General features: G+C 62.9%; 19 protein-coding genes. 13 read left to right on the forward strand and 6 right to left on the reverse strand.

Going from position 1 to position 20627, the window contains the following annotated elements; translation table 11 throughout:
* Positions 1-253 precede the first annotated feature (253 nt).
* The 9 genes from dnaK to VFB05_RS18905 all read left to right on the forward strand — a co-directional run bounded on the left by dnaK (position 254) and on the right by VFB05_RS18905 (position 7970).
* Positions 254-2155, forward strand: a complete 1902-nt coding sequence (gene dnaK, locus VFB05_RS18865; protein ID WP_325014816.1) for a molecular chaperone DnaK — start codon at positions 254-256, stop codon at positions 2153-2155.
* 141 nt (positions 2156-2296) lie between these two features.
* Entirely contained in the window at positions 2297-3421 is a 1125-nt protein-coding gene (dnaJ, locus tag VFB05_RS18870; RefSeq protein ID WP_325014818.1) for a molecular chaperone DnaJ, read from the forward strand.
* A 197-nt stretch (positions 3422-3618) separates the two neighbouring features.
* Positions 3619-4221, forward strand: coding sequence for a class I SAM-dependent methyltransferase (locus tag VFB05_RS18875; protein ID WP_325014820.1), 603 nt, complete (start codon positions 3619-3621; stop codon positions 4219-4221).
* A gap of 86 nt (positions 4222-4307) precedes the next feature.
* A complete protein-coding gene (locus VFB05_RS18880; RefSeq protein WP_325014822.1) occupies positions 4308-4886 on the forward strand; it encodes an NAD(P)H-dependent oxidoreductase in 579 nt (192 codons plus the stop codon).
* Between the two features lie 6 nt (positions 4887-4892).
* Positions 4893-5600, forward strand: a complete 708-nt coding sequence (gene pyrF / locus VFB05_RS18885) for an orotidine-5'-phosphate decarboxylase (RefSeq protein ID WP_325014824.1) — start codon at positions 4893-4895, stop codon at positions 5598-5600.
* Positions 5601-5613: 13 nt separating this feature from the next.
* Complete coding sequence (locus VFB05_RS18890) at positions 5614-5922, forward strand: DUF1330 domain-containing protein (protein ID WP_325014826.1); 309 nt, start codon at positions 5614-5616, stop codon at positions 5920-5922.
* Between the two features lie 62 nt (positions 5923-5984).
* A complete protein-coding gene (dapB, locus tag VFB05_RS18895; protein ID WP_325014828.1) occupies positions 5985-6800 on the forward strand; it encodes a 4-hydroxy-tetrahydrodipicolinate reductase in 816 nt (271 codons plus the stop codon).
* Between the two features lie 25 nt (positions 6801-6825).
* Entirely contained in the window at positions 6826-7446 is a 621-nt protein-coding gene (locus tag VFB05_RS18900) for a 2,3-bisphosphoglycerate-dependent phosphoglycerate mutase (RefSeq protein WP_325014830.1), read from the forward strand.
* The gene (locus VFB05_RS18905; RefSeq protein WP_325014832.1) at positions 7443-7970 is read left to right on the forward strand and encodes a GNAT family N-acetyltransferase; all 528 of its coding nucleotides are present in this window, start codon (positions 7443-7445) and stop codon (positions 7968-7970) included. The genes VFB05_RS18900 and VFB05_RS18905 overlap by 4 nt, the downstream gene beginning before the upstream one ends.
* A gap of 150 nt (positions 7971-8120) precedes the next feature.
* Here the strand turns inward: VFB05_RS18905 and VFB05_RS18910 are convergent, their stop codons facing one another.
* Together VFB05_RS18910 and VFB05_RS18915 are read right to left on the reverse strand one after the other, a co-directional pair.
* Positions 8121-9014, reverse strand: coding sequence for a bifunctional helix-turn-helix domain-containing protein/methylated-DNA--[protein]-cysteine S-methyltransferase (locus VFB05_RS18910; RefSeq protein WP_325014835.1), 894 nt, complete (start codon positions 9012-9014; stop codon positions 8121-8123).
* Positions 9015-9094: 80 nt separating this feature from the next.
* On the reverse strand, positions 9095-9610 hold the full coding sequence (locus tag VFB05_RS18915) for a DUF2244 domain-containing protein (protein ID WP_325014837.1): 516 nt from the start codon (positions 9608-9610) through the stop codon (positions 9095-9097).
* A gap of 189 nt (positions 9611-9799) precedes the next feature.
* On the opposite strand from VFB05_RS18915, the gene nth reads away from it, so the two are divergent.
* From nth to VFB05_RS18930, 3 genes are all read left to right on the forward strand, one after another.
* Positions 9800-10570, forward strand: coding sequence for an endonuclease III (gene nth, locus VFB05_RS18920; protein WP_325014838.1), 771 nt, complete (start codon positions 9800-9802; stop codon positions 10568-10570).
* A gap of 247 nt (positions 10571-10817) precedes the next feature.
* A complete protein-coding gene (locus VFB05_RS18925; RefSeq protein ID WP_325014840.1) occupies positions 10818-12023 on the forward strand; it encodes an ABC transporter substrate-binding protein in 1206 nt (401 codons plus the stop codon).
* Between the two features lie 622 nt (positions 12024-12645).
* Positions 12646-13320 (forward strand): polysaccharide deacetylase family protein, encoded by a 675-nt coding sequence (locus VFB05_RS18930; RefSeq protein ID WP_325014842.1) that lies wholly within the window; start codon positions 12646-12648, stop codon positions 13318-13320.
* A gap of 176 nt (positions 13321-13496) precedes the next feature.
* On the opposite strand, the gene VFB05_RS18935 is transcribed toward VFB05_RS18930, so the two are convergent.
* Positions 13497-14249 carry a sulfate transporter family protein gene (locus VFB05_RS18935; RefSeq protein WP_325014844.1) on the reverse strand — a complete coding sequence of 251 codons (753 nt, stop codon included), beginning with the start codon at positions 14247-14249 and terminating at the stop codon, positions 13497-13499.
* A 152-nt stretch (positions 14250-14401) separates the two neighbouring features.
* The gene (locus tag VFB05_RS18940; protein WP_325014846.1) at positions 14402-15256 is read right to left on the reverse strand and encodes a YiiX/YebB-like N1pC/P60 family cysteine hydrolase; all 855 of its coding nucleotides are present in this window, start codon (positions 15254-15256) and stop codon (positions 14402-14404) included.
* 219 nt (positions 15257-15475) lie between these two features.
* Between VFB05_RS18940 and VFB05_RS18945 the strand changes: the two genes are divergently transcribed.
* The gene (locus tag VFB05_RS18945) at positions 15476-16855 is read left to right on the forward strand and encodes an NAD(P)/FAD-dependent oxidoreductase (RefSeq protein WP_325014848.1); all 1380 of its coding nucleotides are present in this window, start codon (positions 15476-15478) and stop codon (positions 16853-16855) included.
* Between the two features lie 152 nt (positions 16856-17007).
* On the opposite strand, the gene pheT is transcribed toward VFB05_RS18945, so the two are convergent.
* Positions 17008-19413, reverse strand: coding sequence for a phenylalanine--tRNA ligase subunit beta (gene pheT, locus VFB05_RS18950; protein WP_325014850.1), 2406 nt, complete (start codon positions 19411-19413; stop codon positions 17008-17010).
* On the reverse strand, positions 19410-20492 hold the full coding sequence (gene pheS, locus VFB05_RS18955) for a phenylalanine--tRNA ligase subunit alpha (RefSeq protein ID WP_325014852.1): 1083 nt from the start codon (positions 20490-20492) through the stop codon (positions 19410-19412). The genes pheT and pheS overlap by 4 nt, the downstream gene beginning before the upstream one ends.
* Positions 20493-20627: the final 135 nt, after the last annotated feature.

A 20627-nucleotide genomic window follows, 5' to 3' on the forward strand; every position in this document is an offset into this window, starting at 1 on the left:
ATGGCCGGCGCGGGGGCTGGCCCGCTCCCGGTATTACCCCGGGGCCGCTCGGCCGTGGTCTCGCCTCGAAACTATCTTTAAAAGTTGAGGGTGTTAACGGCCGAAGGTTGCGCCAAGCTCCTTGCAGGCCATACACCCCCTCCTATATGAGGCTCACCGTCGCAATATCGCGAGTATTTGATCGTTGGGGGTCCGGTTGAGGGCGCCGTAAAGGGCCTAGCCGACCTGCCGCAAAAAGAAGGATATAGGGACCATGGGAAAGGTCATTGGGATCGATCTCGGCACGACGAATTCGTGCGTCGCCGTCATGGATGGCAAGAACGCCAAAGTTATCGAAAACGCCGAGGGCATGCGGACGACCCCGTCGATCGTCGCTTTTACCGATGATGGCGAGCGCCTCGTCGGCCAGCCGGCCAAGCGCCAGGCAGTCACCAATCCCGAGCGGACCTTCTTTGCGGTGAAGCGCCTGATCGGCCGCCGCTATGACGATCCGATGGTGGAAAAGGACAAGAAGCTCGTCCCCTACAAGATCGTCAAAGCCTCCAACGGCGATGCCTGGGTCGAGGCCGACGGCAAGACCTACTCGCCCTCGCAGATTTCCGCCTTCATCCTGCAGAAGATGAAGGAGACCGCTGAGGCCCATCTCGGCCAGAAGGTCGATCAGGCCGTCATCACGGTTCCCGCCTACTTCAACGACGCCCAGCGCCAGGCCACCAAGGATGCCGGCAAGATCGCGGGCCTCGAAGTGCTGCGCATCATCAACGAGCCGACCGCGGCAGCGCTGGCCTATGGTCTCGACAAGACCAAGTCCGGCACCATTGCGGTGTACGACCTCGGCGGCGGCACGTTCGATATTTCCATTCTCGAGATCGGCGATGGCGTGTTCGAGGTGAAGTCGACCAACGGCGACACCTTCCTCGGCGGCGAAGATTTCGACATGCGCCTGGTCGGCTATCTCGCCGACGAATTCCAGAAGGAGCAGGGCATCAACCTGCGCAACGACAAGCTGGCTCTGCAGCGCCTGAAAGAGGCCGCTGAAAAGGCCAAGATCGAATTGTCGTCGACGACGCAGACCGAAATCAACCTGCCCTTCATCACGGCGGACCAGACCGGGCCGAAGCATCTGACCATGAAGCTGACGCGCGCCAAGTTCGAGGCGCTGGTCGATGACCTCGTGCAGAAGACGATCGAGCCCTGCCGCAAGGCGCTGAAGGATGCCGGCCTTACCGCTGGCGAAATCGGCGAAGTGGTGCTGGTCGGCGGTATGACCCGCATGCCGAAGGTGCAGGAAGTCGTGAAGCAGTTGTTCGGCAAGGAGCCGCACAAGGGCGTCAACCCCGACGAAGTCGTGGCCATCGGCGCTGCGATCCAGGCCGGCGTGCTGCAAGGCGACGTCAAGGACGTGCTCTTGCTCGACGTCACGCCGCTGTCGCTCGGCATCGAGACGCTGGGTGGCGTGTTCACCCGCATCATCGACCGCAACACCACGATCCCGACCAAGAAGAGCCAAGTGTTCTCGACGGCCGAGGATAATCAGAACGCTGTCACCATCCGCGTCTTCCAGGGCGAGCGTGAAATGGCGGCCGACAACAAGATGCTCGGCCAGTTCGACCTGATGGGCATTCCGCCGGCGCCGCGCGGCATGCCGCAGATCGAGGTCACCTTCGACATCGACGCCAACGGCATCGTCAACGTGTCCGCCAAGGACAAGGCGACCGGCAAGGAGCAGCAGATCCGGATTCAGGCCTCCGGCGGCCTGTCCGAATCCGACATCGACAAGATGGTCAAGGACGCCGAGGCCAATGCGGCCGAGGACAAGAAGCGCCGCGAGGCGGTCGATGCCAAGAACCACGCTGACGCGCTGGTGCATTCCACCGAGAAGGCGCTTTCCGAGCATGGTTCGAAGATCGCGGACACCGAGCGCCGCGCCATCGAGGATGCCGTCAGCGATCTGAAGGAAGCGCTGAAGGGCGACGATGCCGAAGCCATCAAGGCCAAGACCAATACGCTGGCGCAGGCCTCGATGAAGCTCGGTGAGGCCATGTACAAGCAGCAGGCCGAGGCCGATGCGGCCAAGGATGCTGCGAAGGACGATGTCGTCGACGCGGAATTCACCGAAGTCGACGACGACAAGAACAACAAGAAATCTGCTTGAGAGCGGAGATCATGACCCCCACTTCTTGCGAGTGCGCGACTGGCGTCTCGAAAGAGTGGGGGTTATTTTTCGTTAAGCCGAAGGCGGCATTCTAGGCGGCACTCCTTCGGGATGAGGAAAGACTTCGGGCGGGTTTGACGGATGTCCACCAAGCGCTGTTATTACGAGACCCTGGAAGTCGAGCGGAACGCGGACGAAAACAAGCTCAAGTCGGCCTTTCGCAAGCTCGCGATGAAATGGCATCCCGACCGCAATCCCGGCGACGCCCAGAGCGAAATCAAGTTCAAGGAAATCAACGAAGCCTACGAGGTCCTGAAGGACGGCGACAAGCGCGCCGCCTATGACCGGTTCGGCCACGCCGCGTTCGAGCAGGGCGGTGGGGGCCACGGTTTCGGCACCGGCTTCGCGTCCTCCTTCTCCGATATTTTCGAAGACCTGTTCGGCATGGCGAGTCAGCGCTCCCGCGGCGGCCGCGAGCGTGGCGCCGACCTGCGCTACAACATGGAAATCTCCCTGGAAGAAGCCTTTCAGGGCAAGACCGCGCAGATCGAGATTCCCGTCTCGGTCACCTGCGAAGCCTGTTCGGGTATCGGCGCCAAAGCCGGCACCAAGCCGAAGGCCTGCGGCATGTGCGGTGGCATGGGGCGGGTTCGGCAGGCGCAGGGCTTTTTCACGCTGGAGCGGACCTGTCCGACCTGCCAGGGCCGCGGCCAGACGATCGAGGATGCGTGTCCCTCCTGCACCGGCACGGGCCGGGTGACGCGCGAGCGAACGCTGTCCGTCAACATTCCGCAAGGCGTCGAGGACGGCACGCGCATTCGCCTCGCCGGCGAAGGCGAGGCGGGCCTGCGCGGCGGGCCTCCCGGCGATCTCTATATTTTCCTGTCGCTGGCGAGCCACGAATTCTTCCAGCGCGACGGCGCCGACCTGCATTGCCGGGTGCCGATCTCGATGGTGAATGCCGCTCTTGGCGGCGAGATCGAGGTGCCGACCATCGACAAGGGCAAGACCAAGGTGAAAATACCCTCGGGAACCCAGACCGGCCGGCGCTTCCGCATTGCGTCAAAGGGAATGCCGGTGCTGCGTTCGCGCCAGACCGGCGACATGTACGTTCAGGTGATGGTCGAGACGCCGCAGAACCTGACCAAGAAGCAGCAGGAATTGCTGACCGAGTTCGAAAAATTGTCCTCCGGTGCAACCCAACCCGAGGCTGCGGGTTTCTTTGCCAAGGTTAAGGACTTCTTCGGCACCCGCGCCAGCACGTGAGACGTGCTGCTCTTTGGATGTGCTTTTCGGTTTGCACAAAACGCCAATCTGCGCAGCGCCTTACTCAAGGCTGATATGTCGGGACACCGCGCCGCAAGGCGCGTTTTGCTTGACCGGATCGTTGCCTAGCTATACGTCTTTATGACTATTTTCTGACAGTGCCGCGAAAGCGGTCCCGCCTGGGCACTAGTAGCGACATGCCATTGCAATCGTCCGCGCGTGCGTTGAAAAAACCCCTTCGTCTCGATGACGAAGTTCGCTTTCTCCGCTCGTGGATTGAAAAGCCGCTTCACATGGGAGCGGTGATGCCTTCGGGCAAGCTGCTCGCACGCACCATGGCTCACTACGTCGATGTCGATTCGGAAGGCCCCGTTGTCGAACTGGGCCCGGGAACCGGCGCGATCACCAACGCGCTGATCGAGCGCGGCGTCGACCAGAAGCGTCTGGTGCTGGTCGAGTACAATCCGGGCTTCTGCGCGCTGCTGCGCGATCGCTATCCGCAGGCCAAGGTGATCCAGGGCGATGCCTACCGCCTGCGCGACTCCCTTCATAAGGAGCTCGCCGCGCCGGCCTCGGCCGTCGTTTCCGGCCTGCCGCTGGTGACCAAGCCGATGCAGATCCGCCTGCGGTTGATCCGCGATGCTTTCGTGGCGCTCGCGCCCGGCGCTCCCTTTGTGCAGTTCACCTATTCGGTCGCGCCGCCGATACCGAAATCGCTGCCCGGTGTTTCCACCGAAGCCTCCGAGCGCGTCTGGATGAACCTTCCGCCCGCCCGCGTCTGGGTGTATCGCAAGGGTTAGGCAAAATCTGTCTCCACGACGGACGTGCGCTTCCTCTCCCGCTTGCGGGGGAGGGTTGGGTGGGGGCGCAACACGGCACCATAATCATGGCTGCGCTAAAGATCCTGGTGATCCCCGGCTCGCTGCGAACCGGCTCGCTGAACGCGAAGCTCGCCGCCGTTGCCGCCCATCAATTCGCACAAGCCGGCGCGGAAGTGACAAAACTCTCGCTCGCCGACTTCCCGCTGCCGATCTATGACGGCGATCTGCAGACGAAATCCGGCGTGCCGAAGAACGCGGTCGATCTCAAGCGCATGATCGGCGCCCATCACGGCGTGCTGTTCGTCACGCCGGAATACAACTCGTCGGTGCCGCCGCTGCTCAAGAACGCGATCGACTGGGTCAGCCGCGTGCAGGATGCCCATGAGACGAGGGGACAGGTGTTTCGCGGCCGCGCCTTTGCGGTTGCGTCCGCCTCGCAAAGCCGGCTCGGTGGCGCGCGCGCGGCTGCCGCGCTGCGCCTGATTTTGACGGCCTGCCATGCGCTGGTGATTCCGAGCCAGCTTTCGCTGGCCTTTGCCAATGATGCCTATGACGATATGGATCGCCTGAAGAACATGCCCGACATCGAGGCGTTGACCGCGTTGGTGCGGCAATTGATCGATGTCTCTCAACGCCTGATGTGAGGAACCATGCCATTGCCTATCGCGCCAAAAGACCGGCTGATCGTCTCGCTCGACCTGCCGGGTCTTGAGCCGGCGGAGGCGATGATCAAGCGTCTCGGCGATGCCGTGACGTTCTACAAGATCGGCTATCAGCTGGTGTATCGCGGCGGCCTGCCGCTGGCGCAAAAGCTGCGCGACGCCGGCAAGAAGGTGTTCATCGACGTCAAGCTGCACGACATCGGCAACACCGTCAAAAGCGGTGTCGAAAGCCTGTCCTCGCTCGGAGCGACCTTTGTCACCGTGCATGCCTATCCTCAGACCATGCAGTCGGCGGTCGAGGGACGAGGCAATTCCGGCCTTGGGATTCTCGCGGTCACGGTGCTGACATCCTATAGTCAGGTGGACATGGAAGCGGCCGGCTACAGGCACGGTATCGCCGACCTCGTCGCCATTCGCGCCCGCCAGGCCAAGGACATCGGCGTCGACGGAATTGTATGCTCGCCGGAAGAGGTCGCGGCCGTGCGCAACATCGTCGGCGCCCAGATGGCTCTCGTGACGCCGGGTATCCGCCCCGCGGGGAGTGCCGTCGGCGATCAGAAGCGCATCATGACACCATCACGTGCAATCAAGGCCGGCAGCGATTATCTCGTGGTCGGCCGGCCCATCATGGAGGCGGCCGATCCGAGAGCCGCGGCGGACGCCATCCAGGCCGAAATCGCGCAAGCGCTAGAATAAGAAGGAGACCAGCATGGCGAAAGGTTACTGGATCGCGCGCATCGATGTGCACAACCCTGAAGGCTACAAGGATTACGTCGCGCAGAACGGGCCGGTCTTTGCGAAATATGGCGGCAAGTTTCTCGTGCGCGCCGGCCGGCATGTCTCCAAGGAGGGCTCCGCGCGCACCCGCAACGTGGTGATCGAGTTCAAGGACTACGACACCGCGATCGCCTGCTACAATTCGCCGGAATATGTGCGCCTGGTGGCGCTTCGTGCGCCGCATTCCGAAGGCGATCTCGTGATCATCGAAGGGTACGACGGCCCGCAGCCTGGCCAATAAGCGGGCCTGATCGGTTGCCGGAACTTCCCGTGGCCGCTAATACGGCGGGGAGAGGTATTGCCATGTCCGATATGCGTTTGATTGTTGCAGGCGCCGGCGGCCGGATGGGCCGGGCGCTCACGCGTGTGATTTCCGAGACGCCAGGAGCCGTGTTGGCCGGGGCGCTGGAGGCGCCGGGCTCGGACCTGCTCGGCAAGGATGCCGGCGTGCTTGCAGGGCTTCCTGCCAAGGGCATCGAGCTGTCGGCCGACCTGTGGTCGATGTCGGCCAATGCCGACGGCATTCTCGATTTTACCGTGCCGGGCGCGACCATCGCCAATGTCGCGATCGCCGCGCAACGCGGGCTCGTCCATGTCATCGGCACCACCGGGCTGTCGGCGTCGGACGATGCGGTGATCCAGAGCGTGACCTCGCGTGCCACGGTGGTGAAGTCTGGCAATATGAGCCTCGGCATCAATCTTCTCGCCGCGCTGGTCAAGCGCGTTGCGCAATCGCTTGATGCGAGCTTCGACATCGAAATTCTCGAAATGCATCACCGCGCCAAGATCGATGCGCCCTCGGGCACCGCGCTGATGCTGGGCGAGGCGGCCGCCGCGGGGCGCGGGATTGCGCTCGGCACCAATTCGGCGCGCGGGCGCGATGGCGAGACCGGCGCGCGCCGGTCGGGCGATATCGGCTTTGCCTCCTTGCGCGGCGGCTCCGTCACCGGCGATCACAGCGTGATCTTTGCCGGCGCCATGGAGCGCATCGAGCTCACCCATCGCGCCGAGGATCGCACGATGTTTGCGCAAGGCGCGGTGAAGGCGGCGCTGTGGGCGCGCGACAAGAAGCCGGGGCTCTACACCATGGCCGACGTGCTCGGCCTCACCAATTTCTGATCACGTCAAAAACGAAAGTTTGGACATGGGCGAACGTCTTGTCGTGCTGGTGCGTCACGGCCAGAGCGAATGGAATCTGAAGAATCTCTTCACCGGCTGGAAGGACCCTGATCTCACCGAGCAGGGCATCGCCGAGGCCAATGCGGCCGGCCGTAAACTCAAAGAGCAAGGCCTCGTGTTCGACGTCGCCTTTACCTCGGTGCTCACGCGCGCCCAGCACACGCTCGACCTGATGCTGAGCCAGCTTGGCCAGACGAATCTTCCCGTTCACAAGCACCTTGCGCTCAACGAGCGCGACTATGGCGATCTCTCCGGCCTCAACAAGGACGACGCGCGCAAGAAATGGGGCGAGGATCAGGTGCTGATCTGGCGCCGTTCCTTCGACGTGCCGCCGCCCGGCGGCGAGAGCCTGAAGGATACGCTCGCGCGCACGCTGCCTTATTACGTTCAGGAAATTCTCCCATGCGTGCTGCGCGGCGAGCGTACCCTGGTCGCAGCCCACGGCAATTCGCTGCGCGCACTGATCATGGTGCTGGAAAAGCTGTCGCCGGAAGGCATTTTGAAGCGCGAACTCGCAACCGGCGCGCCCATCATCTATCGCCTGAACGCCGACTCCACCGTCGCGTCCAAGCTCGATCTCGCGTGAGCGAAGAGATCGAGATCGTTGCTCTAGCCGCGCCGATCGGCGCTCGCGCGCTCGACGAATTGGCGGAAGTTTTGGTCGATTGCGTCGCCGGCGGCGCCAGCGTCAATTTCATGGCGGGATTTTCGCAAAGCGACGCACGCAAGTTTTTCGACAAGGTTGAAGGCGGCATTGCTGGTGGCGATCTGGTTCTCTTGGCGGCGCGCGTTGGCGGCAAGATCGTCGGCGCCGTGCAGCTCGGGCTCGATACGCCACCGAACCAGCCGCATCGCGCCGACGTCAAGAAAATGCTGGTTCATCGTTCGGTGCGCGGCCGCGGCATCGGCATGGCGCTGATGAAGGCGATCGAGGATGAGGCGCTCAAGCGCGGCCGCTGGCTGCTGGTGCTTGACACCGTGCCCGGCGAAAGCGGTCACCGGCTTTATCTGCGGGCCGGCTGGCAGCAGAGCGGCACGGTGCCGGATTACGCGCTGTTTCCCGACGGCCGTCTCTGCGCCACCGCGATCATGTGGAAGCGGCTGAGATAATTTCCCGCTGTCGTCCCGGCCAAGCGAAGCGCGAGCCGGGATCCATAACCACAGATTTTGGCTGTTCTAGAACGCTGTGGCCACGGCTTTGCGCGACCGCGGACTTCGGTGGTTATGGGTCCCGGCGTTCGCCGGGACGACGGCGAACGCCTACTGCATCCCCACCTGTCCCGCCTCCCAGCCGATCATCGCCTGCTTGCGGGTGATGCCCCAGTGATAACCGGTCAGTGCGCCGCTCTTGCCGAGCGCGCGATGGCAGGGCACCACGAACGAGATCGGGTTCTTGCCGACTGCAGCGCCGACGGCGCGCGAGGCCTTCGGACTCTCGATCTTTTTCGCGATATCCGAATAGCAGACGGCGTGACCCATCGGGATCTTCAGCAGCGTTTCCCAGACCCGGACCTCGAAGTCGGTGCCGATCAAGGTCACGCGCAACGGCTCATCCGCGCGCCACAATTTCTTGTCAAAGATGCGCTGCGCCAGCGGCGCGGTGGCGAGATAATCCTCGATGTAGATGGCGCTAGGCCAGCGGCCGGTCATGTCGGCGAGCGCCGCTTTCTCCCCGCCGGCATCAGCAAAGGCGAGACCGGCAAGACCTCGATCGGTCGCCATGACAAGCGCGGTGCCGAATGGCGAGGGATGAAAGCCGTAGCGGAGCGTCATGCCGGCGCCGCCGGCCTTCCATTCGCCCGGCGACATCGCTTCATGGGTGACGAATAGGTCATGCAGCCGGCCGGGACCGGACAGGCCTGAATCGAGTGCGGCGTCGAGCACGCTCGCGGAATCGCGGAGCAGATTCTTGGCATGATCGAGCGTCAGCGCCTGCATGAAGCCCTTTGGTGTCAGCCCGGCCCAGCGGCGAAACAGATGGTGCAGCTCATCCGGCGTCAGGCTTGCCGCTTCCGCCATCGCTTCGATGGTCGGCTGCGTCCGCCAGCGCTCCGAGATGAAGGCGATGGCGCGGCGTACGGAATCGTAATCGCGTAGCGCGGCGTTCTGGGCGCCCGGCTTGGCCAGGCGGAGGTCGTTCATGGCTGATGTCATGGCGTCATTCATGGCACGATTGATCATGCTACCGATGTAGGCCCGACGTATCGTCCAAACCACCCGATTTCCGACGACCTCTAGCGGATCGGATTATAGGTCGGCCCGCGCCGGGCGGTCTGGAGCGCAGCCATCAAGGCATTGGAAAAACTTGCTTTTTCATCGGCGCCCAAAAAACTGCCGATGGCGATCCGCCGTCCCTTGGAGACGAGATAAAGCCGCTCGATGCCGAATTCCGCATGTGTCTCGCGATCGAGCTGCACCCACAGCGGATTGAAGCTGAATTCAACCACATGGCCGCGGTGGCTGATCCGCCGCACCTGGACTTCGGACGGCGTGACGCGAATTTCCTCGCGCGCCTTGGCGCGGCGGAAGTAGATGCGAAAGGCCCAATAGATCGCCAGTGCATCGAGCCCGAAGAAGCCGAACACGGGCCACGCCCCCATCAGCAGAAATGCGACACCGGCGGCAAAGCTCACCACGCTGACAAAGGCCATCAGCACCAGGAAGCCGGTGCGGCCCAGCGAGCGGTGCGGTCGCAGCCGCGCCGAAAACAGCTCCATCTCGTTCGGATCAAAATCGTTGCCTGGGGTCATGACCTGCTACTATATCCCAGTGTGGTGGATTTGACATTCGCGTCAGTGGCGCCGCGGGTTTCCAATGCGAATGTCAAATCCAAAACCACACTGGAGAATTATAGTTTGCTAGTGTCCCTTTGGTTCTGACATTCGTAAACGAACGTGCCGCGATGGCGTACGAATGTCAGAACCGGGACACTGGTGAACATGCCGAAAATCACCCGCCGCGCCGCAGCCAAATCGAAGTCCAAGACCAGGACCAAAAAGACCAGGCCCGCGGCGAAATCCGGCAAGGCCAAGGTGGTCAAGCCGCAACCCAAAGCGGTTGCGAAAAAACCAAAACCCTGGACCGAAGCCGAAGTGCGCGAGGCGTTCGAACGCTTTCGCAAAGCCAATCCGGAGCCGAGGGGTGAACTGGAACATCTCAATCCCTTCACGTTGCTGGTTGCGGTTGTGCTGTCGGCGCAGGCGACGGACGCGGGGGTCAACCGCGCCACGCGCGCTCTGTTCCCAGTTGCCGATACGCCGCAAAAGATGATCGCGCTCGGCGAGGAGAAGTTGCGCGATTACATCAAGACCGTCGGCCTCTACCGCACCAAGGCGAAGAACGTCATTGCGCTGTCGGAAAAACTGATCCGCGAATTCGGCGGTGAAGTGCCGCGCACGCGGGCGGAGATCGAGTCGCTGCCGGGCGCCGGGCGCAAGACCGCCAATGTCGTTCTCAACATGGCCTTCGGCGAGCGCACCATGGCGGTGGATACGCATGTGTTTCGCGTCGGCAACCGAACTGGTTTGGCGCCCGGCAAGACGCCGCTGGAAGTGGAGCTGGGGCTCGAGCGCGTCATTCCCGCTGAATTCATGCTGCACGCGCATCACTGGCTGATCCTGCACGGCCGCTACACCTGTCTGGCGCGTCAGCCGCGCTGCGCGGTGTGTCTGATCAACGATCTCTGCCGCTGGCCCGAAAAGACTTTGTGAATAAGGTGAGCCACCTGCTCGACCTCATCCTGAGGAGCCGCGCATGCGCGGCGTCTCGAAGGATAGCCGCATCGGGGCCACATGGTTCGGGACGCGCGAAGATGCGCTCCTCACAATGAGGGGATAGACGCCGCGACGATTGGGACCTTGTCCCGGAGGACCGCGCAGCCTAGGCTCACGCCAAAAGCGCCAAAGCTCGTCAAACAAGGCCCGTCAAAAAGGGCCGCGCGACAAGGGGAGAGAAGCCATGCGGTTGCGGCTTGCGCTGGTAACAGCGCTGATGGTCACGGGGCTTGCTGCGCTGCCGGCGCGCGCGCAAATTTCCGACGATGTCGTCAGAATAGGCGTGCTCAACGATCAAACCGGCCTTTACGCCGATCTGGGCGGTCCGGGCTCGGTGGTCGCGGCCAAAATGGCGGTGGAGGATTTCGGCGGCAAGGTGCTCGGCAAGCCGATCGAGATCGTATCCGGCGATCACCAGAACAAATCCGACGTCGGTGCTGCGATTGCGCGCGAATGGTTCGATGTCGGCAAGGTCGACATGGCGATCGGCTTCGACCATTCGGCCGTGGCGCTCGCCGTCTCGCAGCTCGCGGCGGAGAAAAATCGCATCGCGATTGCCGGCGCCGTCGGCTCGACCGCCTTTACCGGGAAATCCTGCACGCCGCTGGAGGCGTCGTGGATCTACGATTCTTACGCGCTGACCACCAGTCTTGCGAAAGCCGTCGTGGCGGAAGGGCACGACAGCTGGTTCTTCCTTACGGTCGACTACACCTTTGGCCATTCGCTGGAAGCCGATGCGAGCGCGGCGGTGAAAGCGGCCGGCGGCAAGGTGCTCGGCAGCGTGCGCCATCCGCTCAACACCGCGGATTTCAGCTCCTACCTGCTGCAGGCCCAGGCTTCCGGCGCGAAGGTGGTCGCGTTTGCCAATGGCGGCGGCGACATGGTGAACGCCACCAAGCAGGCGAACGAGTTTGGTCTCACCAAAAACCAGAACATCGTCTCGCTTTTGGTTTTCATTTCCGACGTGCACAGCATGCAGCTTCAGGCCGCGCAGGGATTGAAATTCGTCACCGCGTTTTACTGGGACCGCAACGAGGAAACCCGCTCCTGGTCGAAGCGCTTCTTTGAAAAGTTCGGGCGGATGCCGACCATGCCGCAGGCCGCGGTCTATTCGGCGATCACGCATTATCTCGGTGCGATTGCTGCCGCCGGCACCGACGAGGCGAAAGCTGTGATGGCAAAAATGCGCGAGCGCCCGGTCAACGATTTCTATGTCAAAAATGGGCACCTGCGCGCGGACGGCCGTCTGGTGCACGACATGTATCTGGCCCAGGTCAAGACGCCGGCCGAATCCCGGGGGCCGTGGGACTACTACAAGATCCTGTCCACCATCCCCGGCGATCAGGCGTTCCGCTCGTTGGCCGATGGCGGCTGCCCGCTCGTGCGGTGAATTTGAAGTCCCTATCAATGTCGCTGAGGTTTCGTCATAGGGACTTCAAATTCAAAGCCGCATGAGAAGCCAATATTGCCAGAGCTTCCTTTGATTCCGAAGTTCGTATCAGAGGCTGCCGCGAGGGCGGACGAACTTCGGAATCGGAGCTCTGGTGTCGCGCACTGAATTTCTCTCGGAAAAGGCCTTAACTTCCTTTTCCGCATAGAAAAAGGCGGCCTCTGCCCCTGAACCGATAGCCAGCTCACGGCGACTACCATGTCGGCAAACATAGGTAGTAGGGGCGCCCGTCCGTCGTGATTAAGAGAAAACCAAATACTTGGTACGTTTCGATCCACCTGCCAGAGAATCAAAAAACTGGACACTATTCCCGTCGTTCGGAAGGCTTCGCCAGCGAAGCCGAGGCCAAGAAATATGCTGCGGGCCAGATTTCGGTCGGCACGAGGGTCAGCGCTGGAACGCTTAACCCCGTGACGCCCAAGAGAGTGATCGAGCCCTCCCAGATCGACGAATGGCTTTCGGAGACGACCAAACCGGGCGGGCGTTAGTTGCGCGGGACAGGCACAGCTTCCCGGCGTCATGCGATGTGTCGGCCGCGATCGGTGTCTGCTAATCTTGGCCGATGAACATTGCAGAGCACGCTGAGCCGACCACAAAGCGCGTCACGCTGACGTTTGACAATGGACCTGTGCCTGGCGTCACCGAACGCGTGCTGGAGATTCTCGAGCAGGCGCGGATACGCTCGACCTTCTTCGTCATCGGACGGAATCTCGACAATCCCGCTGCCGCCAGGTTGATGAGACGAGCGCATGCGGCCGGCCACTGGATCGGCAATCACACGCTCTCGCATACGGTTGCGCTCGGAGATCGCACCGGGCGGGACTACGCGCTGAGCGAGATCGAAGGTGCGCAAGCGCGCATCGGATCTTGCGCACATGCCGAGAAACTGTTTCGGCCTTACGGCAACTCCGGGCATCTCGGACCGCACCTCCTCAGCCGGGCGGCGCTCGACCACCTCCTCGCGCAAAATTACCGAACGATCACCTGGAACAACGTGCCCGGCGACTGGAAGGACCCCGATGGTTGGGTCGATCGCTGTATCGCGCAGGTCTCAACGGAGCCCTGGAGCGTCGTCGTGCTGCACGACATCGAAGGCGGGTGTTTGGCGCGCCTTGGCGAATTGCTTCGCCGATTGGCAGATCGCGGCGTGACGTTCGAGCAGGACTTTCCGGGCGCGGTCACGCTCACAAGGGGCGGCCAGATCGTCAGCCTTCCGCAAGGCTACGTCGCCGACTAGTGCCGCCTATTTGACGTTCCTGCAGCACAAGCGGCGAACTCGATCCAGGAACGTCAAATAGAAAAGCGGCACTAGAATCATAAGTTTGCTAGTGCCCAAGACTTTCCGAAGTTCGTGAAAGGTGCCTGCTGAGACGTAACACGAACTTCGGAAAGTGGGCACTAGGCACCACGCCATCACGCCACTGGCAGTCTCGTCTTTCGGGCCGGCTCGATCAGCTCTGGTCTTGGCCCGCTCAGGCGCTTGTGCACGTGGACCATGAAGGCCATGGCGAAGACCGGCGTCGCCAGGTTGACGACAGGAATCGAAACGAAGGCTGCGATGAAGAGCCCTGCGGTGAACACCGTAGCGGAATTGTCCTTGCGCATCGCTTTGGCTTCTCGCGGCGAGCGGAATCGCATCGCTGCCAGTTCGAAATATTCGCGTCCCAGAAGCCAGGCCGTTGCGATGAAAAAGATGATGAAGCCGGCGCCGGCGAACAACACGAAAGGCAGCGCGATCAGATAGACGATGATGGTGAGCAGCGCCGTCTTGATCCCTTGAGGGATGGCAATGCTCAGCGGCAGCGCGGTGCCGGGCCGCTCGGCCGGATAATGCTCGCGCTCGACATGGTCGGCCACCTCGTCGACGAAGAAGCTCGCAACCAGCGACGTAATGGCCGGCATCAGAAACACCGCGCCGACCACGATGCCGAGGCCAGCGGCAATCGAAATGATCCAAGCGAGGATATCGAGTGACGTCTGGAATTTGGGGCCGAGCGCCGCCTCGGCCCAGACTTCGCCCGACGTCGCAAGCCAGCTGAGCAGCCGCTGCAATCCGATCGCCACCACCACGATCAGCGCCAGCGCCATGCCAATCGATCGCCACAGGATCGAGCGCATTGGCGGCGACAGCATTTGCGACAGCGCCTTGATGGCCGCGTCAATCATCCACTTTTCCTTCCCACGAAGCGTCAGCGAGAGGTAGCCACGGTGGATGCGTTCGGCAAGGCCTTGGCCTGATGCTACTTCTTGCAGTCTCGGCTCAAGGGGATCGACAAAGTGGCGATGTTGTGAAGGGAGCGGCGTTTCGCGCGCGCTATTTACGCAGTTGGAAGCGGCGCTTCTTCGTCAACCGCTTCAGGAACAAGCGACGGCGCTTCGAGCGCTTCTGGAAACACACCGAACTGGCCCGCTACCTCCTGGAGCGGCTTTTGTTTATCGGCCCAGTGCAGTGCGGTGTAGTCGAACCCGGTAATGATGGTCGGCTTGACGATTTCGAAATAGGGCGAGATGTCGAAATCGCGCGGCATGTACAGCGAGGAGTCGCGGATGTGCAGGATTTCGCGGCGCGCTGCCCGCGAACCGGCCAGCGTGACCCTGGGCAGGATCGGATAGCGCACGGCGTCGAAGGCTTGCGCGATCAGGGCCGAGCAAATGATCTTGGTGGGATCGCCGGAGCCGAACGCGATCATCCGACGCCGAAAGCGCTGCGGGATCGGCAGCGGAATCAGGAAGCGCATCAGGTCCAGAATATTCTTGGTGTCGTAGCCGAAGCCGATGCGGTTGATCGCATAGCGGCACACCGTGTAGCGGTCCTCGAAGGACAGGCCGACCGGCCGGCACAGCCGCGTGTGATAGCTGAAATATTTCGACAGCGGCGCCGAGGTGACGCCTTCGCCGATATTGGCCTCGATCAGCACATGCTGCTCACCGTCGGCTTCCACGGCGCCGTCGACCGGCCCGACATAGAGCGCGGCGTGCGACCAGGTCGACTGGGTCAGGTATTTGATGATGCCGGAAACACGGTTGTTGCCTTCGACCAGCAGCACGTCGCCGGGCTGGACGATGCCGCGGAGATGGTCGGGGTCGCTCGGCGTGAACGGCTCGTAGCCATGCACTTCCTGCTGAAGATAGGAAGCGATCCACTTGCCGAAGGTGTCGAGCATTACGCCCATTGTTCCCCCCAAGCAGCTTTTCGGCTGCTTTTTTCAATCAATATCATGGTCGAAAGCCGTTGCAATTTGGTTCATGCCAAAAGTGCTTCAATCATGATTGATTTACCATGATGCTTGCCGCTCATGCTTGGATGCGGCTAGTCTGAAAAAGTGCCCGCGGGGTTATTTGCGGGTCTACTAGTTGTTCACTTTGTTCTCAAGATTTTCCGGAAACCTGGTATGGCCATCACGCGGCGCGATTTCCTGGCGGCCTCCGCCGTCGCGGCCTTGCCTGGCCTCGGCCGCCGTGCGTTCGCGGCGGCGTTGCCGCGAGAGGCCGACATCGTCGTGATCGGTGCGGGCGCGGCCGGCATTGCGGCAGCGCGGCGTGTCCAGGCGGCGGGTCGCAAGGTGATCGTGGTCGAGGCCGATACGCGCCTCGGCGGCCGTTGCTGGACCGACGGCGCCACCTTCGACGTGCCGCTCGACCGCGGCGCGCGCTGGCTGCACAATCCCGAAACCAATCCGATGATCAGGCTGGCGCGCAGCGCCGGGCTCGATATTTCGGCAGCGCCTCTGGGTCAGAAAATCCGCATCGGCCTGCGCAATGCCCGCGCCGGCGAAATCGAGCAGTTTCTTGCTGCGCTGGTTCGCGCCAACCGCGCCATCGACGATGCTTCGCGCGGTGGCAAGGCCGACGTTCCTTGCGAATCCGTGCTGCCGAAAGATCTCGGCGATTGGGCCGGCGCCGTGGACTTCGCGCTCGGCGCCAGTGGAGTCGGGAAGGACCTTCGCGACGTTTCGGTCATGGACAAGGCGCGCGCGCAGGATCGCATGGCGGCGATCGGCTGCCGTCAGGGCTTGGGCACGCTGATTGCCAAGTTGGCAGAGCCGGTGCCGATCGCGCTATCGACCCCGGCCAATCAAGTCATCTGGAACAACCACGACGTTGTGGTGGAAACGCCATCGGGCAAGATCGCCGCGCGAGCCGCGATCGTCACCGTTTCGAGCAATGTGCTCGCCGCGGGCAACATCAAGTTCACGCCGGAACCGAAGCGTCAGTTGGACGCCGCGTCAAAACTGTCGCTCGGCAGCTACGATCGCATCGCCTTGCTGCTGCCGGGCAACCCGCTCGCGCTCGCCAATGACGAAGCGGTCATCGAGCAGAGCAATTCCACCGCCACGGCGCTGCTGTCGGCCAATCTCGCCGGCTCGGCGGTCTGTCTGCTCGACGTCGGAGGCTCCTTTGGCCGCGAGTTGTCCAGCCAGGGCGAGAAAGCGATGATTTCCTTTGCCACCGAATGGCTGAAAAAGTTGTTCGGCAACGATCTCGCATCCGCTGTGAAGAAATCGAGCGTGACGCGCTGGAACGCCTCGCCCTACATCCTCGGCGCCATGTCGGTGGCCGCGCCCGGCGCGCAAGGCTCGCGAAAAATTCTCACAGAACCCACAGGCAATCTGTTCCTGGCGGGCGAGGCCACGCACGAGACATTGTGGGGCACGGTCGACGGCGCCTGGGAAAGCGGCGAGCGCTCCGCCGAAGCGGCGCTGCGCAAGATCGGCGCGCTCGTCGATCCCAACGCCGCGCCGGCGCGCACGCCGGCTCGCCGCCGCAGGTGAGGCGCGGCATACAATTGATGCTTACCGCTCCACGACCCTCGTAGTGAGGAGGCGCGTTAGCGCCGTCTCGAACCATGAGGCCACTAGTACGGCCTCATCCTTCGAGACGCGTGCAAGCGCGCTTCTCAGGATGAGGGGTTAGCGCTGCTTGCCTAGCGCAGAACGCCGCCGGTTTTCTTGTTGACCTCGGCCACGATCTTGGCCGCGACCGCCTCGATCTCCTGATCGGTCATGGTCTTTTCGCGCGGCTGGATCGTCACGGCGATCGCGACCGATTTCTTGGCCTCGTCGATGCCCTTGCCTTCGTAGACGTCGAACACCGTCACGCCGGTGATCAGCTTCTTGTCGACGCCTTGCGCGGCGCGCAGGATGTCGCCCGCCTTCACCGCGCGGTCGACGATGAAGGCAAAATCGCGCGACACCGGCTGGAACGCCGATAGCTCGATCGCGGGCTTGGCCCGAGTTGCCCGCTGCTTGGCCTCGGGGATTCGATCGAGAATGATCTCGAAGGCGATCAGCGGGCCGTCGGCGCCGAGCTTTTCCGCAACGCGCGGGTGCAACTCGCCGAAAGTGCCGAGCACGTTTTGCGGGCCGATCTGGATGGTGCCGGAGCGCCCCGGATGCAGCCAGCTCGCGCCGCCCGGCACGACTTGCAGCGCCTGCATCGGCGCGCCGGCGGCCGCGAGCACGGCAAAGGCGTCGGCCTTGGCGTCGAAGGCGTTCGCCGCCGCCGAGCCGGTCCAGTTGCGCCCGAGACCCGCCTGCGAGGCAAAGCCATGACGAACGCCGGCGGCAGCGGTGAGCTGATCTTCAGGCTTGTCGCCCCGAAACACCTGGCCGACCTCGAACAATGAAACATCGGCAAAGCCGCGGTCGGAATTGGCCTGCGCTGCGGCGACGAGACCCGGCAGCAGGCTCGGCCGCATGTCGGACAGGTCCGCCGCGATCGGATTGGCAAGCGAAAGTTCGGCCTTGCCGCCGCCGAACAGTTCAGCATGCGGTTTCGAGATGAACGACCACGTCACGGCCTCGACCATGCCGCGCGCGGCGAGCGCGCGCTTGGCGCGGCGGGTGCGCAGCTGCGTCGGCTTGAGCACAGGCTTGCGCGGCGCATCACCGCGCTCGAACGGCGTCATCGGCACCTGATCGACGCCGACGATGCGCACGATCTCCTCGACGATGTCGGCCTTGCCGTGCACGTCCGAGCGCCAGGAGGGGATCGCGACCTTCACCACCGCGCCGCTTCCCGCCACCATGAAACCAAGATGGCCGAGGATGCGCTTCATCTCGGGGAATGCGACGTCGATGCCGGCGAGGCGTTTCACCTCGGTAATCGGGAATTCGATGATGCGGTCGTCGCCGAACGCATTGCCCACCACGATGTTGTCCGATGGCGCGCCGCCGCAGATCTCCATCACGAGCCTGGTCGCCATTTCCAGCCCCGGCACCATGAAGGCCGGGTCGACGCCGCGCTCGAAACGATAGCGCGCGTCGGAATTGATGCCGAGCTTGCGGCCGGTCTGCGCGATGTTGATCTCGTTCCACAGCGCCGATTCGATCAGCACGTCGGTGGTGGTCTCCGAACAGCCTGACGCTTCGCCGCCCATGATGCCCGCGAGCGACTCGACGCCGTGATCGTCCGCGATCACACAGATCGACGAATCGAGCGTGTAGGTGCGGCCATCGAGCGCGAGCAGCGTCTCGCCATCGCGTCCGCGACGGACCACGAGATTGCCCTTTACCTTCGCCGCATCGAACACGTGCAGCGGCCGGGCGCGATCGTAGGTCATGAAGTTGGTGATATCGACCAGTGCGTTGATTGGCCGCAAGCCGATCGAGGTCAGGCGCTTTTGCAACCAGTCGGGAGAGGGGCCGTTCTTGACGCCGCGCACGAGGCGCAACGCGAAGCCGGGGCAGAGGCTCGCATCTTCCACCGTCACCTTCACGGGGCAGGGGAATTCGCCTTTGATCGGTTTGATGCCGGGGTCTTTGAACTTGCCCATGTCGGCGGCGGCGAGATCGCGTGCGATACCGTGGACGCCGGTGCAATCCTGCCGGTTCGGCGTCAGGTTGATTTCGAAGACGGGATCGCCGAGCCCGGCCCATGCGGCGTAGGGCTTGCCGAGCGGCGCATCGGCCGGCAATTCCATGATGCCGTCGTGGTCGTCGGAGATTTGCAGTTCAGCCGCCGAGCACAGCATGCCGCGGCTCTCGACGCCTCGGATGGTGCCGATGCCGAGCGTAATGTCTTTGCCCGGAATATAGGTGCCGGGGGGCGAGAACACGCTGATGAGCCCTGCGCGCGCGTTCGGCGCGCCGCAGACCACCTGCACCGGCGCGGCACCGTCTCCGGTGTCGACCATGCACACACGCAAGCGATCCGCATTCGGGTGCTGCTCGGCCGAGATCACGCGCGCGATGGTGAACGGCGCCAGCGCCTTCGCCTTGTCTTCGAGGCTCTCGACCTCCAGCCCGATCATGGTGAGCTTGTCGGCGAGCTTTTCAACGGACTCGTCGGTGTCGAGATGGTCCTTCAGCCAGGAGAGGGTGAATTTCACGTGCTCAACCCTCCCGCCAGCGTCGGGATGTCGAGCGGCTTGAAGCCGTAATGCGAAAGCCAGCGCACGTCGCTCTCGAACAGCTGCCGCAAATCGCTCATGCCGTATTTCAGCATCGCGATGCGGTCGATGCCCATGCCCCAGGCAAAGCCCTGATAGACGTCAGGATCGATGCCGCACGCGCGCAGCACGTTCGGATGCACCATGCCGCAGCCGAGAATTTCCAGCCAGTCCTCGCCTTCGCCAAAACGAATCTCGCCGTTGCCGCGCCGGCACTGAATGTCGACCTCGAGCGAGGGTTCAGTGAACGGAAAGAACGACGGCCGGAAGCGCATGTTGATGTGGTCGACCTCGAAGAAGGCCTTGCAGAACTCGTGCAGGATCCATTTGAGGTGACCGAGGTGCGAATGCTTGTCGATGACGAGCCCTTCGACCTGGTGGAATTGCGGCGTATGGGTCGCATCGGAATCGATGCGATAGGTCCGCCCCGGACAGATCACGCGGATCGGCGGGCTCGAGCTCAACATCGTGCGCACCTGCACCGGCGAGGTGTGGGTCCGCAGCAGCATGCGCGAGCCGTCTTCCTTCGGGTTGAAGAAGAACGTGTCGTGCATTTCCCGCGCCGGGTGGCCTTCCGGGAAATTCAGCTTGGTGAAGTTGTAGTCGTCGGTCTCGATGTCCGGCCCTTCGGCGACCGAAAATCCCATGTCGGCGAAGATCGCCGTGAGTTCATCCCAAACCTGGCTGAGCGGATGGATGCGGCCGGCTTCCGCGGGCGCATCGCGCAAGGGCAGCGTGACGTCGACGGTCTCGGACGCCAGCCGCGCATCGAGCGCGGCCGACTTCAGCACCTCGCGCCGCGCGCTCAGCGCTTCGCTCACCTTGTCCTTGGCGAGGTTGATCGCCGCGCCTTGCGTCTTGCGCTCGTCGGGCGACATCTTGCCCAGCGTTGCCAGAAGCGCCGAGATCGAGCCTTTCTTGCCGAGCGCCGCGACGCGCACGGCTTCGAGCGCGGCTTCGTCAGACGAAGCTGCGATCTGCTTCAGGATTTCTTGTTCGAGCGTTGCGAGGTCGGACATGGCGATCCTTTTTAGCCAGGATGCTAAGCCGGTGCTCCTAGCCGTCATGCCCGAGCTTGTCTCGGGCATCTGCGTCTTAGGTGTTTGCGAGAAGGAAGACGTGGATGGCCGGGTCAAGCCCGGCCATGACGATCT

The organism is Bradyrhizobium sp., from assembly GCF_035652035.1.
Taxonomy (GTDB): Bacteria; Pseudomonadota; Alphaproteobacteria; order Rhizobiales; family Xanthobacteraceae; genus Bradyrhizobium.

Excerpts from the sequence above, each read along its gene's own strand:
- dnaK (WP_325014816.1), top strand. The coding sequence starts at position 254 with ATGGGAAAGGTCATTGGGATCGATCTCGGCACGACGAATTCGTGCGTC.
- dnaJ (WP_325014818.1), top strand. The coding sequence starts at position 2,297 with ATGTCCACCAAGCGCTGTTATTACGAGACCCTGGAAGTCGAGCGGAAC.
- VFB05_RS18875 (WP_325014820.1), top strand. The coding sequence starts at position 3,619 with ATGCCATTGCAATCGTCCGCGCGTGCGTTGAAAAAACCCCTTCGTCTC.
- VFB05_RS18880 (WP_325014822.1), top strand. The coding sequence starts at position 4,308 with ATGGCTGCGCTAAAGATCCTGGTGATCCCCGGCTCGCTGCGAACCGGC.
- pyrF (WP_325014824.1), top strand. The coding sequence starts at position 4,893 with ATGCCATTGCCTATCGCGCCAAAAGACCGGCTGATCGTCTCGCTCGAC.
- VFB05_RS18890 (WP_325014826.1), top strand. The coding sequence starts at position 5,614 with ATGGCGAAAGGTTACTGGATCGCGCGCATCGATGTGCACAACCCTGAA.
- dapB (WP_325014828.1), top strand. The coding sequence starts at position 5,985 with ATGTCCGATATGCGTTTGATTGTTGCAGGCGCCGGCGGCCGGATGGGC.
- VFB05_RS18900 (WP_325014830.1), top strand. The coding sequence starts at position 6,826 with ATGGGCGAACGTCTTGTCGTGCTGGTGCGTCACGGCCAGAGCGAATGG.
- VFB05_RS18910 (WP_325014835.1), bottom strand. The coding sequence starts at position 9,014 with ATGACATCAGCCATGAACGACCTCCGCCTGGCCAAGCCGGGCGCCCAG.
- VFB05_RS18915 (WP_325014837.1), bottom strand. The coding sequence starts at position 9,610 with ATGACCCCAGGCAACGATTTTGATCCGAACGAGATGGAGCTGTTTTCG.
- nth (WP_325014838.1), top strand. The coding sequence starts at position 9,800 with ATGCCGAAAATCACCCGCCGCGCCGCAGCCAAATCGAAGTCCAAGACC.
- VFB05_RS18925 (WP_325014840.1), top strand. The coding sequence starts at position 10,818 with ATGCGGTTGCGGCTTGCGCTGGTAACAGCGCTGATGGTCACGGGGCTT.
- VFB05_RS18930 (WP_325014842.1), top strand. The coding sequence starts at position 12,646 with ATGAACATTGCAGAGCACGCTGAGCCGACCACAAAGCGCGTCACGCTG.
- VFB05_RS18935 (WP_325014844.1), bottom strand. The coding sequence starts at position 14,249 with ATGATTGACGCGGCCATCAAGGCGCTGTCGCAAATGCTGTCGCCGCCA.
- VFB05_RS18940 (WP_325014846.1), bottom strand. The coding sequence starts at position 15,256 with ATGGGCGTAATGCTCGACACCTTCGGCAAGTGGATCGCTTCCTATCTT.
- VFB05_RS18945 (WP_325014848.1), top strand. The coding sequence starts at position 15,476 with ATGGCCATCACGCGGCGCGATTTCCTGGCGGCCTCCGCCGTCGCGGCC.
- pheS (WP_325014852.1), bottom strand. The coding sequence starts at position 20,492 with ATGTCCGACCTCGCAACGCTCGAACAAGAAATCCTGAAGCAGATCGCA.